Source organism: Microbacterium sp. NPDC079356, from assembly GCF_049545465.1.
GTDB classification, from domain to species: domain Bacteria; phylum Actinomycetota; class Actinomycetes; order Actinomycetales; family Microbacteriaceae; genus Microbacterium; species Microbacterium gawkjiense.
This window is the reverse complement of sequence record NZ_JBMWDN010000001.1, coordinates 235,916-248,756: the sequence shown is the minus strand read 5'-3', so window position 1 is coordinate 248,756 and position 12,841 is coordinate 235,916. Positions and strand designations below refer to the sequence as shown.

The following is a 12,841-nucleotide window of genomic DNA, read 5'->3' as shown; positions in this document are numbered from 1 at the left end:
GGGTATGCCCGCGATCGCCCGCCCCCTGCCCGTCGTCCGTCCCGCGCCCGTCGCCTGCCCCGTGCCGCTCCTGCGGGCGCGAGACGTTCCGCACGCCGCGCGCGTCGCGGCTCGCGGTGAGCTCGTGTCCGTCGTGCGCGGGGTGTACGCGCCAGCGGGGTTGTGGCGGCGGCTCGCTCCGTGGGACAGGTACCTCGCGCGCATTCACGCGACACTCCTCACGCACCCGGGGCTGGTGCTGAGCCACGAGTCGGCCGCGGCGATCTGGGGGATGCCGGTGCTCGGCGACCCCGGCGTGGTCCACGCTCTCGGCGACCCGACCCGCACCTCGCGCCTGCACGCCGGCCTCCGGATGCACACGACGACGGGAGCGCGGGACGTCGTCGACCTGGGCGGGTTCGCCGCGGTCGCACCCGCGGACTGCGCCGTCGACCTCGCGCGCGCTCGGCACGTGGTGGTGGGGCTCATCGCGGCGGACGCCGCGCTGCGGCTGGACCCGGCGGCATCCGTCGAGTCGCTCGTCGAACAGAACGAGCATCGACCGAGTTCGCGGGGGCGCCGCATCGCCCGGTGGCCCCTGCATCGTGCCCGGGCGGAGGCGGAGTCGACGCTCGAGTCCGCGAGCCGGGCGATCATCGAGCTGCTCGGCTACGAGGAACCCGAGCTGCAGACCGAGTGGAGCGGGCAGGGCGCGACCGACCGCACCGACTTCTGGTGGCCGGGAGCGGGAGTCGCCGGCGAGGCGGACGGCGACCTCAAGTACGACGGCCGATTCGGCGACCCCGGATCGTTGTTGCGCGCGCGCCGCGAGCGGGACCACCGCCTTCGGTCAAGAGGCATCCGATCGGTCGTGCACTGGGGATGGTCCGATGTCGCCGACCCCGATGCGCTGGACGGCATCCTGCGCGGCGCGGGCGTCCCGCGCGTCGCGCTTCCCGACCCGTACCGCCTCGCGACCGCCCGGACCGCCCTCGGCTCTCGCCACCCCGCCGCGAGACTGCACTCGCGCGCCGAGACCGGGGTCTGAACCCGCTGTCTCGACGGCCGTGTGCAGTCTCGCGGAAATGGGGCGCGGGAGTCAGGCGAAGGCCTCGATCGGCGGGCAGGCGCAGACGAGGTTGCGGTCGCCGTAGGCGTTGTCGATGCGACGGACGGGCGGCCAGTACTTCGTGCGCACGATGCCGGGCACGGGGTACACGGCGGTCTCGCGCGGGTACGGGTGCGCCCACTCGCTGGTGATGACGGATGCCGCGGAGTGCGGCGCGTTCACCAGCGGGTTGTCGTTCGCCGGCCACTCCCCCGCGGCCACCGCATCCGCTTCGGCCCGGATCGCGATCATGGCCTCGACGAACCGGTCGAGCTCGGCGAGGTCCTCGGACTCGGTCGGCTCGACCATGAGCGTCCCCGCCACCGGGAACGACATCGTCGGCGCGTGGAAGCCGTAGTCGATGAGCCGCTTCGCGACGTCGTCGACCGTGATGCCGGTGGCCTCCTTGAGCGGGCGCAGGTCGAGGATGCACTCGTGCGCGACGAGTCCGCCCTCCCCCGCGTACAGCACCGGGTAGTGCCCCTCCAGCCGCCGCGCGACGTAGTTCGCCGCCAGCACCGCCGCGGCGGTCGCCTGCCGGAGCCCCTCGGCGCCCATCATGCGGACGTACGCCCACGAGATCGGCAGGATGGATGCCGAGCCGTAGGGCGCCGCCGACACCGGACCGCCGTCGAAGACGTGCCCGCCGGCGTGCTCGGCGCGCTGCGCCATCGGGTGCGAGGGCAGGAAGGGCGCGAGGTGCGCTTTCGCCGCCACCGGACCGACGCCGGGCCCGCCGCCGCCGTGCGGGATGGCGAACGTCTTGTGCAGGTTCAGGTGCGAGACGTCGCCGCCGAGGTCGCCGAACCGGGCGAACCCGAGCAGCGCGTTGAGGTTCGCGCCGTCGACGTACACCTGACCGCCGGCGTCGTGCACCGCGCCGGTGATGTCCATGACGTCGTGCTCGTACACGCCGTGCGTCGACGGGTAGGTGATCATGAGTGCCGCGAGGTTGTCGGCGTGCGCCGCCACCTTGGCGCGCAGATCGGCCAGGTCGACGTTGCCGGCCTCGTCGCACGCGACGACGACGACCCGCATCCCGGCCAGGACGGCGGATGCCGCATTGGTGCCATGCGCGGACGACGGGATGAGGCAGACGTCGCGGTGCACGTCGCCGCGGGAGTGGTGGTAGCCGCGGATCGCGAGCAGGCCCGCGAGTTCGCCCTGCGAGCCGGCGTTCGGCTGCAGCGAGACCGCGTCGTACCCGGTGACCTCCGCCAGCCACGCCTCGAGCTGCTCGATCATGACGAGGTAGCCGGCGACGTCGTCCGCCGGGGCGAACGGGTGCACCCGGGCGAACTCGGGCCATGACACGGCCGCCATCTCGGTCGCCGCGTTGAGCTTCATCGTGCACGAGCCGAGCGGGATCATGCCCCGGTCGAGCGCGTAGTCGCGGTCGGCGAGCTGCTTGAGGTAGCGCATCATGGCGGTCTCGGAGCGGTGCGTCGTGAACACCGGATGCGTCAGGTAGTCGTCCGTGCGGCGGAGCGCCTCCGGCAGGTGGGCGTTCCGGTCGCGCAGCGGCACGAACACCTTCGACGAGTCGACGCCGAAGACGGATGCCACGGCCTGCAGGTCGGCGACGGTCGTCGTCTCGTCGACGGAGACCCCGACCGAATCGCTGTCGCGGAACCAGAGCTGGTAGCCCCGGCGCCGCGCGTCCGCGATGACGTCCTCGGCGCGCCCGGGCGTGCGGACCACGAGGGTGTCGAAGAAAGCGTCGTGGAGCACGTCGGCGCCGGCCTGGACGAGCCAGTCGCGCAGCAACGACGCCTTGGCGGTCGTCTCCTCGGCGATCCGCTTCAGGCCGTCGGGGCCGTGGTACACGGCGTACATCGACGCCATGACGGCCAGCAGCACCTGCGCGGTGCAGATGTTGGAGGTCGCCTTCTCGCGGCGGATGTGCTGCTCGCGGGTCTGCAGCGAGAGTCGGTACGCCGGCGCTCCCGACGCATCCATCGACACGCCGACGAGACGGCCGGGCAACTGACGCTCGAGCCCCGCGCGCACCGCCATGTAGCCGGCGTGCGGGCCGCCGAAGCCCATCGGCACGCCGAAGCGCTGCGTCGTGCCGACGGCGACGTCGGCGCCCATCGAGCCGGGCGAACGCAGCAGCGTCAGGGCGAGCAGGTCGGCCGCGACGACGACGAGACCCTTGTGCGCCTGCACGGCCGCGACGACCTCGGACGGGTCCCAGACCCGCCCGGTCGAGCCCGGGTACTGGACGAACGCACCGAACGCCTCGGGGACCTCCGCGAAATCGGTCTCGACGATCTCGACGCCGACGGCGGCCGCGCGGTGGTGCAGCAGCGCCTTGGTCTGCGGCAGGGCGTCCGCGTCGACGAGGAACACGTTCGATGCGGACTTCGAGGCCCGGCGGGCCACCAGCATCCCCTCGACGACCGCGGTCGACTCGTCGAGCATCGACGCGTTCGCCGTCGCGAGCCCGGTGAGGTCGGTCACCATCGTCTGGAAGTTGATGAGCGCCTCGAGCCGGCCCTGCGAGATCTCGGGCTGGTAGGGGGTGTACGCCGTGTACCAGGACGGGTTCTCCAGGACGTTCCGCTGGATGACGGACGGCGTCAGCGTGTCGTAGTAGCCGAGGCCGATCATCGCTCGCGCCGAGCGGTTCTGCGACGCGAGGTCGCGGAGCTCGGCGAGGGCCTCGGCCTCGGTCGCGGCGGGCGGGATGATGCTCTCGCGCTCGGCGACCTGGATCGCGTCGGGGACGGCGGTGCCCATGAGATCGTCGACGGACGGACGCCCGAGGACGCGGAGCATCTCGGCCTGCGCGGCCGAGTCGGTGCCGATGTGGCGATCGCGGAAGACCGAGCTCACGCCTCGCCGCCCGTCAGCGCGACGTAGGCGTCGCGGTCGAGGAGGTCCCCCGTGGGCGCGCCATCCACGCGGATCTTGACGAGCCACGCGTCGAACGCGCCGGCGTTGACGGAGGACGGGTCGTCCACGACGGCGTCGTTGATCTCGACGACCTCGCCGGTCAGCGGGGCGTAGAGCTCGCCGACCGACTTCGTCGACTCGATCTCGCCGCAGGTCTCGCCCGCGGTGACGGTCGTGCCGACGGCGGGCAGCTCGACGAAGACGACGTCACCGAGCTTCTCGGCGGCATAGTCGGTGATGCCGACGGTCGCGACGTCGCCGTCGAAGGCGATCCACTCGTGCTCGGCGGTGTAGGACAGGGCGGTCAGGTCGGTCATTTCTGTCTCCGGTAGAAGGGCAGGGCGGTGACGGTCGCGGGGATGCGGGTCCCCCGGACGTCGATGGTCAGGGCGGTGCCCTCAGCGGATGCCGAGGGGTGCACGAGGGCCATCGCGACGGGATGGCCGAGGGTCGGGCTGAGGGCTCCCGAGGTGATCTCGCCGACGGTGTCGTCGCCCGCGAGCACGGCGTAGCCGGCGCGGCCGGCGCGGCGGCCGTCGGCGACGAGCCCGACGAGGACGGGCGCCTCGCCGAGGTCGCGGGCGGCGAGGCCGTCCCTGCCGACGAAGTCCTCCTTGTCGGCGGCGACGACGCGGCCGAGCCCCGCCTGTGCCGGCACGATGTCGCGCGAGAGCTCGTGGCCGTAGAGCGGCATCCCCGCTTCGAGGCGCAGCGTGTCGCGCGCGGCGAGCCCGGCGGGGACGAGCCCCGCGTCGCGGCCTGCCTCGGTCACGGCCTGCCACAGGCCCTCGGCGACCTCGTTCGGCACCATGAGCTCGAAGCCGTCCTCACCGGTGTACCCGGTGCGCGCGACGAAGAGGCTGCGGCCCTGGAACGAGCCCCGCGCCCACGAGTAGTAGGTCATGTCCGCGAGCGCCGGTTCGACGCCCTCGACGCCCGCGGTCGACTCGAGGATGCCGCGGGCAGCCGGGCCCTGCACGGCGATGAGCGACATCCGGTCGGTGATGTCGTCGATGCGCGTGTCGCCCGCCGCGACGGCGGCGAACGCGGCCGCGACCTCGGCGCGGTTGCCGGCGTTGGAGATGACGAGGAACTCGTCGTCGGCGATGCGGTACACGATGACGTCGTCGACGATGCCGCCGTCGACCGCGAGGACGAGGGAGTACTTCGCCTTGCCGACCTTCATCGTCGACAAGCGGCCGGCCAGCGCGCGGTCGAGGAACGCCGCGGCATCCGGTCCATCGATGCGGAACTCGGCCATGTGCGAGATGTCGAAGATCCCCGCCGCACGGCGCACCGCGTGGTGCTCGGCGAGGTCCGACGTGTAGCGGACGGGCATGAGCCAGCCGCCGAAGTCGGTGAAGGACGCGCCGAGCCGCTCGTGCAGCTCGTGCAGCGGCGAACGCCGCGGCTCGGTCGTGGTGTCGGTCATGCCGTCTCCGCTCAACATTCCACGACGCTGACCGCGAGGCCGCCGAGCGCCGTCTCCTTGTACTTGCTGCTCATGTCGCGCCCCGTCTCGCGCATGGTCACGATGACCTCGTCGAGGGACACGCGATGGGTGCCGTCGCCCCACAGCGCCATCTTGGCCGCGTTGATCGCCTTGGCCGCCGCGATCGCGTTGCGTTCGATGCACGGGATCTGGACGAGACCGCCGATCGGGTCGCACGTGAGGCCGAGGTTGTGCTCCATCGCGATCTCGGCGGCGTTCTCGACCTGGCGCGGCGAGCCGCCGAGGACCTCGGCGAGACCCGCCGCCGCCATCGACGACGCCGAGCCGACCTCGCCCTGGCAGCCGACCTCGGCGCCCGAGATGGACGCGCGCGCCTTGTAGAGGACGCCGATCGCGGCGGCCGTCAGCAGGAACGGCACGACCACCCCTTCGCGGGGGCGCGCCGGCGCGGCGTAGTGGGTCGCGTAGTGGAGCACGGCGGGGATGATGCCGGCCGCGCCGTTCGTGGGGGCCGTGACGATCCGTCCGCCCGACGCGTTCTCCTCGTTGACGGCGAGGGCCACGAAGTTCACCCACTCCTGCCAGAGCGCGGGATCGTCGCCGGTCGGGTCGTCGCGCCGCAGGCGCGCGTGCCAGGCCGGAGCCCGTCGCGGGACGCGCAGGCCGCCCGGCAGCATCCCCTCGCGCGCGGCCCCGGAGGCGACGCTGTCGACCATCACGTCGGCGAGGTGGAGGATGCCGGAGACGATGTCGTCGTCGGTGCGGGAGACCCGCTCGTTGCGCCGCTGGACCTCGGCCATCGAGAGGCCCTCGCGCTCGCAGTGGGCGAGGAGTTCCGCCGCCGTCTCGAACGGGAACGGCACGGGCGCCGCATCCGCCGTGCCGGCAGCCTCGCCGTCGCGGACGATGAACCCGCCGCCGGTCGAGTAGTAGACGGCCTCGTCGAGGAGGGCGTCGTCCGCGTCCCACGCCTGCAGCCGCAGTCCGTTCGTGTGCGCGGGCAGGATCGTCAGCGGGTGCAGGACGATGTCGTCCTCGCACAGCGGCACGTCGCCCGTGCCGCCCAGCCGGACGCGACGCGCCTCGGCGATCGCGGCGGTGCGCTCCTCGACCTCGGCCGGGAGGACCTCCTCCGGCTGCAGCCCCTCGAGTCCCAGCAGCACGGCGGTCAGCGTGCCGTGGCCACGTCCCGTCGCCGCGAGGGAGCCGTACAGGTCGACCCGCACCCGCGCGGCACGGTCCGCGTCGATGCGCGAGACGAAATCGGCGGCCGCGCGCATCGGACCCACCGTGTGCGAGCTCGACGGCCCGATGCCCACGGTGAACAGGTCGAAGACGCCGATGCTCAGGGACATCGTGTCGACCCGGCGGAGGGGTGAGGTGAGGGGAACAACGGAACTCCTGACGGCGCAGCGGGATGCGGGTGAGTTCCTCCCCCTCTGTCATCGGCCTGAGAGATTTCGCGGGCGATGCCCGCTTGCCCCGTCGGCGGGCACCACGAGGGTGCCGCTTTTCAGAGTGACCATGTCGGCTCGGTACGGGGGCCTGAGAGATTCCGGGGAGGGATTGCTCCTTCGGCAGCCACGGGGGCTTCTCCCGAGCAGACGCGATGGTCCGGTGTGCGGTTGTGAGCGCGAGCCTATCACCGGGGCCCGCCGCGCCGATACGGCCCGGTCAGTCCGTCGTGCAGGCGCCGGAGGAGACCGTCGCGTCGCCCGGCGAGACCTGGAGCGCGGGGCGCAGTTCGGCGGTCGTCATGGCGTACCCGCGGGTCGCGTCGTCCTGGCCACGGGCGAAGACCACACCCGCCACCTCGCCGTTCTCGGTGAGGAGGGGACCGCCCGAGTTGCCCGGACGCACGTTCGCCTCGAGGGCGTAGATCTCGCGCGCCTGGGAGCTGTCCTCGTAGATGTCGGAGACGACGGCGCTGCCGACCGAGAGGACGTAGGCGGCACTGCTCGTGAAGGGACCGCCCAGCGGGTAGCCCTGGACGGCAACGGGGGTCCCCGCCGCGACCGGGTCGACGATCTCGAGCGGTGCCGCGTCGAGGCCGTCGACGCTGATGACGGCGAGGTCGTCGATGGGGTCGAAGTAGACGATGCGGCCCTCCTCGGCATCCCGTCCCGGCAGTTCGACCAGCGGCTCGTCGACACCGGCGACGACGTGGGCGTTCGTGACGACGAGATCGGGCGCGGCGACGAACCCCGACCCGGTGAGCGACGCACCGCACGCGTAGGCGTTGCCGCTGATGCGGGCGACGGATGCCGCGGCCCGCTCGAGCGCGGGATCGTCGAGCGAGACGGGGGGCGCCGTCGGCTCCACCTCGGGCGCCAGGAGCTCCCCGACGCGCGGGATGCCCTCGTCGACGATGAAGCCGCGGAACTCGGCGAGCGCGGAATCGACCGCCGGCGGGGTGAGGGCGTCGAGGGCGCCTAGGACGCGGGACGAAGCGACGGCGGGGGCGACCACCGGCATCCCGGAGCCGACGATCGCGCCGCTCGTGAGCAACAACACGACGGCGGCCGCGGCGGTGTTCACGACGCCGCCGAGGATGCGGTCGAGCGGGGCGAGCCGCGCGCGGTCGACGCCGCGGCGGAGTCGTCTACCGACGGCCGTCCCGAGCGCGGCGAGGAGGGCCACGATGCCGAGGGCGATGATCGCCAGCACGAGGCTGCGGTACTCCCAGCCCGTGAAGGCGGGCGCGATGACGGGGGTGAGCCACACGGCGACGACGGCGCCGAGAACGATGCCGACGAGCGTGCCGGCGGTGGCCACGAGACCCCGCAGGAGTCCGCCGAACAGCGCGGCGATGAGCACGAGCACGACGATGATGTCGACGACGAGCACGGCGGGCCTCCCTTGACGAGTCCGCCCGGGAGAGCCGGCGGTTCCTCCCGATCAGCGTAGGCCGCCGCTGCTGGGAAATCGGTTCGTGTTGCGGTTCTGGTCATGTCGACTCTAAGATCGACGTCGGCAGTTAAGGTCACTATGACAAGAACAACCTCCCCTCCCCCCATCGGCGTCGCCGTCTCGACCGTCATCTTCCGGTTGCGGCGCGAGGCCGACGACGCGCGCATCGAGCTCCCCCTCGTCCGCCGCACCCGCGACCCCCACGAGGGTCAGTGGGCGCTCCCGGGCGGCTGGGTCGATCCCGCGGAGAACCTCGAGTCCACCGCGTCGCGCACCCTCGCCGAGACGACGGGTCTCGCGCCCAGCTACCTCGAGCAGCTCTACGCGTTCGGCGACGTCGGCCGCTCCCCCGGGCGCGTCGTGTCGATCGTCTACTGGGCGCTCGTCCGCGAGGACATCGCCCGGGCGACCGAGCAGCACAACGTGGCGTGGTTCGACGCGACCGCCCTTCCGGCGCTCGCGTTCGACCACAACCACATCGTCGACTACGCCCTCTGGCGCCTGCGCAACAAGGTGGGCTACAGCCGCATCGCGCACGGCTTCCTGCCCGACCGGTTCACCCTCGCCGAACTCCGCGAGGTGTACGAAGCGATCCTCGGTCGCCGGCTCGACCCCGCCAACTTCCGACGGCAGGTCGAGGGGTCGGGCACCCTCATCCCCACCGACGACTTCCGTACGGGCAGCCACCGGCCCGCGCGGCTGTACCGCTACAACCAGGACGTCGAGCTGGCCGATCGCGGCCCGCTCCCGCAGTGAAGGACTCGAACCGACATGAGCGCCACCCCCGTCACCCTCCAGCCCCGCCCCGTGGACCCCAGCCCCGTGGACCCCAGCGTCGACCACGAGATCCAGGCGATCGTCGCCGGTGAGCTGACGACCGAGACCTGCACCACCGACCTCGCCGCGGGGCCGTGGACCTTCGACACCCGTCCCGGGTACGGGCCGGGCTCGTCCATGGGCGACGTCATCCCGACCGGGGCTCCTCGCCAAGGCGAGCTCCCCGCCGAGTACCGCGAGGCCGGCGAGGAGGAGCTCGCCGCACGGATCGTCGCCGCCAAGGCGACGCTCGGCGACCGCGTCGTGGTGCTCGGGCACTTCTACCAGCGCGAAGAGGTCGTCACCCACGCGGACTACGTCGGCGACTCCTTCCAGCTGGCCAACGCGGCGCTCGAACACCCCGAGGCGGAGGCGATCGTCTTCTGCGGCGTCCACTTCATGTCCGAGACCGCCGACCTCCTCTCCCGTCCCGAGCAGTCCGTCATCCTCCCGAACCTGGCCGCGGGCTGCTCGATGGCCGACATGGCCGACATCGACCAGGTCGAGGAGTGCTGGGAGCAGCTCGCCGACGTCTACGGCGACATGGACACCCCGGATGCCGAGGGGCTGCTCCCCGTCATCCCGGTGACCTACATGAACTCCTCCGCGGCGATCAAGGGCTTCGTCGGTCGTCACGGCGGCATCGTCTGCACGTCCTCGAACGCCCGCACGGTGCTGGAGTGGGCGTTCGCCCGCGGCCGGCGGGTCCTCTTCTTCCCCGACCAGCACCTGGGGCGCAACACCGCGAAGGCGATGGGGGTCCCGCTCGAGCGGATGCCGATGTGGAACCCGCGCAAGCCCCTCGGCGGCTCGACCGAGGCCGACCTCGAGGACGCCCGGGTCATCCTCTGGCACGGGTTCTGCTCGGTGCACCGCCGTTTCACCGTCGACCAGATCGCCCAGGCGCGCGCGGAGCACCCCGGCGTCCGCGTGATCGTCCACCCCGAGTGCCCGATGGACGTCGTCGACGCCGCCGACGAGGCGGGGTCCACGGACTACATCCGCAAGGCCATCGCCGCCGCGACCGAACCGACGACGTTCGCGATCGGCACGGAGATCAACCTCGTCCAGCGCCTCGCGGCCCAGTTCCCGCAGCACGAGATCTTCTGCCTCGACCCCGTCGTCTGCCCGTGCTCGACGATGTACCGCATCCACCCGGGATACCTCGCGTGGGTGCTCGAGGGCCTCGTGGCCGGCGAGGTGCGCAACCGCATCCAGGTCCCGTCGGACGTCGCGGTTCCTGCGCGGATCGCCCTCGAGCGGATGCTGGCGGCCAAGCCGTGACCACGGTCGTCGTCGTCGTCGGATCGGGGATCGCGGGCCTCACCGCGGCCCTGCACGCCATGGCCGCCGGCTGCCAGGTCACCCTCGTGACGAAGGCGGCGCTGACCGAGGCGAACACCCGGTACGCGCAGGGCGGCATCGCCGGCGCGCTCTCACCCGCCGACCGCACCGCCGACCACGCGCGGGACACCCTCGTCGCGGGAGCCGGCCTCGCCGATCCGGGCGCCGTCGCCGTCCTGGTCGAGGAGGGTCCCGACCGCATCCGCGAACTGATCGCCGCCGGTGTCGACTTCGATCGCGACGAGTCGGGAACCCTGCGGGGCGGGCTCGAAGGCGCGCACTCCTTCCCCCGCATCCTGCACGCGGGCGGCGACGCGACCGGCGCGGAGATCCAGCGTGCCCTGGTCGCCCGGGTGCGTGCGAGTCGAGTGAGCGTCCGCGAGCACGCGTTCGTTGCGGAGCTCGTGCGCAAGGACAGCAGGGTCGCGGGGGTGGAGCTCCACGGCGGCGCGCGGATCGAGGCGGATGCCGTGATCCTCGCCACGGGCGGAGCGGGCGAGCTCTTCGCGCACTCCACGAATCCGACCGTCGCGACCGGGGACGGCATCGCGCTGGCGGCGCGCGCCGGCGCCGCGGTGCGCGACCTGGAGTTCGTGCAGTTCCACCCGACCGTGCTCGCCGTGGGCGAGGCGTTCCTCGTCTCGGAGGCCGTCCGCGGCGAGGGTGCGGTCCTGCGCGACGAGACCGGGCGGCGCTTCGCCCTCGAGGCGCACCCCGACGGCGAACTCGGTCCGCGCGACGTCGTCACGCGGGCGATCGCCGCCGCGATGGCGCGCCAGGGCGGCCGGCCCGTCCTCCTCGACGCGACCGGCCTCCACAGCAGCGACCCCGACCGCCGCGCGGCGTTCCTCGCGGCGCGCTTCCCGACGATCGACGCCGCGGTCCGCGCGCGCGGCCTCGATTGGGCCCGCGAGCCGATCCCCGTCACCCCGGCGGCGCACTACCTCATGGGCGGGGTCGTGACCGATCTCGACGGCCGCACCGACGTCCCGGGTCTCTACGCGGTCGGCGAGGTCGCCCGCACCGGCGTGCACGGCGCCAACCGGCTCGCCTCGAACTCGCTGCTCGAAGGCGCCGTGTTCGGCGCTCGCGCCGGGGCTGCGGCGGCGACCGACGCGGGGCGCCCCTGGCCCGTGCCCACGGGAGCGCCGGCATCGCCCGTCGTCGAGCCGGCAACCGCCGGCATCCCGCATCCGCCGTTCTCCCGGCGTGCGCTGCAGGAACTGATGTGGGCGGATGCCGGCGTGTCCCGCGACGGCACAGGGCTGACGCGCGCGGCCCGCACGCTCGCCGCGTGGCGGGCGGAGGCGCCGGCGCCGGTCACGGTCCGCGCTCACGAGGACGCGAACCTCCTGCAGGTCGCGCAGCTCGTCGTCGCCGCGGCTGCCGCACGCACCGGATCCGTCGGGTCCCATCTGCGCACCGACGATCCCGCCGCCCCGACCGCCCGCACCGACCTGGAAGGCGCTGCCTGATGCTCTCCCCCGCCGTCATCGAGACCACCGTCCGCGCCGCCCTCGCCGAGGATGCGCCGTGGGGCGACCTCACGAGCGAGGCGCTCATCCCGGAATCCGCCACCGCGACGGCGGAGCTCGTCGCGCGCGAGTCCGGCGTGTTCAGCGGCGGCGAGGTCTTCGCGGCGGCCTTCACCCTGACCGATGCGCACGTGGCGGTCGACGTGCGCGCCGCGGACGGGACCCGGTTCGCCCCCGGCGACGTCCTCGCGGTCGTCACCGGGCCCGCCCGCGCGGTGCTCACCGCGGAGCGCATCGGACTGAACTTCGCCCAGCGGATGTCGGGGGTCGCCACCCTCACGGCGCGCTACGTCGACGCGGTCACCGGCACCGGTGTGCGCATCGCCGACACGCGCAAGACGACCCCGGGCCTGCGGACGTTCGAACGCCACGCGGTCCGCAGCGGCGGCGGCGCGAACCACCGGTACTCGCTGTCGGATGCCGTCATGGCCAAGGACAACCACCTCGCCGTCCTGGTCCGCTCCGGGATGTCGGTGACCGACGCCCTCCGCGACGCGAAGACGCGACTCCCCCACACGACGCACCTCGAGGTGGAGGTCGACCGCCTCGACCAGATCGAGGCCGTGCTCGCCGCCGGTATCGGCACGATCATGCTCGACAACTTCTCGCTCAACGACCTGCGGACCGGTGTCGCCCAGGTCGCCGGACGCGCGACGGTCGAGGCGTCGGGCGGCGTGTCGCTCGACACGGTCCGCGCGATCGCGGAGACCGGCGTGGACGTCATCTCCGTCGGCGCCCTCACCCATTCGGCGCGCGCGCTCGACCTGGGGCTCGACGTCCGCATCGACGAGGCCTGAC

The 12,841-nt window shown here is 73.0% G+C and carries 10 protein-coding genes and 2 riboswitches; of the genes, 5 read left to right on the top strand and 5 right to left on the bottom strand.

What is annotated here, in order from left to right; translation table 11 throughout:
- Positions 1-4: 4 nt before the first annotated feature.
- Complete coding sequence (locus ACPEH0_RS01210; protein WP_366213230.1) at positions 5-1,027, top strand: hypothetical protein; 1,023 nt, start codon at positions 5-7, stop codon at positions 1,025-1,027.
- 51 nt (positions 1,028-1,078) lie between these two features.
- Here the strand turns inward: ACPEH0_RS01210 and gcvP are convergent, their stop codons facing one another.
- From gcvP to ACPEH0_RS01185, 5 genes are all read right to left on the bottom strand, one after another.
- Positions 1,079-3,868, bottom strand: a complete 2,790-nt coding sequence (gene gcvP, locus ACPEH0_RS01205; protein ID WP_423719414.1) for an aminomethyl-transferring glycine dehydrogenase — start codon at positions 3,866-3,868, stop codon at positions 1,079-1,081.
- A gap of 53 nt (positions 3,869-3,921) precedes the next feature.
- Positions 3,922-4,302, bottom strand: a complete 381-nt coding sequence (gcvH, locus tag ACPEH0_RS01200) for a glycine cleavage system protein GcvH (RefSeq protein WP_064001792.1) — start codon at positions 4,300-4,302, stop codon at positions 3,922-3,924.
- Positions 4,299-5,417 carry a glycine cleavage system aminomethyltransferase GcvT gene (gcvT, locus tag ACPEH0_RS01195; protein WP_366213232.1) on the bottom strand — a complete coding sequence of 373 codons (1,119 nt, stop codon included), beginning with the start codon at positions 5,415-5,417 and terminating at the stop codon, positions 4,299-4,301. Before gcvT ends, gcvH begins: the two co-directional genes overlap by 4 nt.
- An 11-nt stretch (positions 5,418-5,428) precedes the next feature.
- Positions 5,429-6,793, bottom strand: a complete 1,365-nt coding sequence (locus ACPEH0_RS01190; protein ID WP_366213233.1) for an L-serine ammonia-lyase — start codon at positions 6,791-6,793, stop codon at positions 5,429-5,431.
- 74 nt (positions 6,794-6,867) lie between these two features.
- Positions 6,868-6,960, bottom strand: a riboswitch (glycine riboswitch).
- Position 6,961: 1 nt separating this feature from the next.
- Positions 6,962-7,047: riboswitch (glycine riboswitch) on the bottom strand.
- A 65-nt stretch (positions 7,048-7,112) separates the two neighbouring features.
- Positions 7,113-8,285, bottom strand: coding sequence for a MarP family serine protease (locus tag ACPEH0_RS01185; RefSeq protein ID WP_366213234.1), 1,173 nt, complete (start codon positions 8,283-8,285; stop codon positions 7,113-7,115).
- 141 nt (positions 8,286-8,426) lie between these two features.
- On the opposite strand from ACPEH0_RS01185, the gene ACPEH0_RS01180 reads away from it, so the two are divergent.
- The 4 genes from ACPEH0_RS01180 to nadC are packed head-to-tail and all read left to right on the top strand — an operon-like array spanning position 8,427 to position 12,840.
- Complete coding sequence (locus tag ACPEH0_RS01180; protein WP_366213235.1) at positions 8,427-9,104, top strand: NUDIX hydrolase; 678 nt, start codon at positions 8,427-8,429, stop codon at positions 9,102-9,104.
- A 15-nt stretch (positions 9,105-9,119) separates the two neighbouring features.
- Positions 9,120-10,448, top strand: a complete 1,329-nt coding sequence (gene nadA, locus ACPEH0_RS01175) for a quinolinate synthase NadA (protein ID WP_366213236.1) — start codon at positions 9,120-9,122, stop codon at positions 10,446-10,448.
- On the top strand, positions 10,445-11,983 hold the full coding sequence (nadB, locus tag ACPEH0_RS01170) for an L-aspartate oxidase (RefSeq protein ID WP_366213237.1): 1,539 nt from the start codon (positions 10,445-10,447) through the stop codon (positions 11,981-11,983). The genes nadA and nadB overlap by 4 nt, the downstream gene beginning before the upstream one ends.
- Positions 11,983-12,840, top strand: coding sequence for a carboxylating nicotinate-nucleotide diphosphorylase (nadC, locus tag ACPEH0_RS01165; protein WP_366213238.1), 858 nt, complete (start codon positions 11,983-11,985; stop codon positions 12,838-12,840). The genes nadB and nadC overlap by 1 nt, the downstream gene beginning before the upstream one ends.
- The last annotated feature ends 1 nt before the right edge of the window (position 12,841 follow it).

Coding starts and splice junctions, on each gene's coding strand:
- nadC (WP_366213238.1), top strand. CDS start 11,983: ATGCTCTCCCCCGCCGTCATCGAGACCACCGTCCGCGCCGCCCTCGCC.
- gcvH (WP_064001792.1), bottom strand. CDS start 4,302: ATGACCGACCTGACCGCCCTGTCCTACACCGCCGAGCACGAGTGGATC.
- nadA (WP_366213236.1), top strand. CDS start 9,120: ATGAGCGCCACCCCCGTCACCCTCCAGCCCCGCCCCGTGGACCCCAGC.
- ACPEH0_RS01180 (WP_366213235.1), top strand. CDS start 8,427: ATGACAAGAACAACCTCCCCTCCCCCCATCGGCGTCGCCGTCTCGACC.
- ACPEH0_RS01210 (WP_366213230.1), top strand. CDS start 5: ATGCCCGCGATCGCCCGCCCCCTGCCCGTCGTCCGTCCCGCGCCCGTC.
- gcvT (WP_366213232.1), bottom strand. CDS start 5,417: ATGACCGACACCACGACCGAGCCGCGGCGTTCGCCGCTGCACGAGCTG.
- ACPEH0_RS01190 (WP_366213233.1), bottom strand. CDS start 6,793: ATGTCCCTGAGCATCGGCGTCTTCGACCTGTTCACCGTGGGCATCGGG.
- gcvP (WP_423719414.1), bottom strand. CDS start 3,868: ATGCTCCGCGTCCTCGGGCGTCCGTCCGTCGACGATCTCATGGGCACC.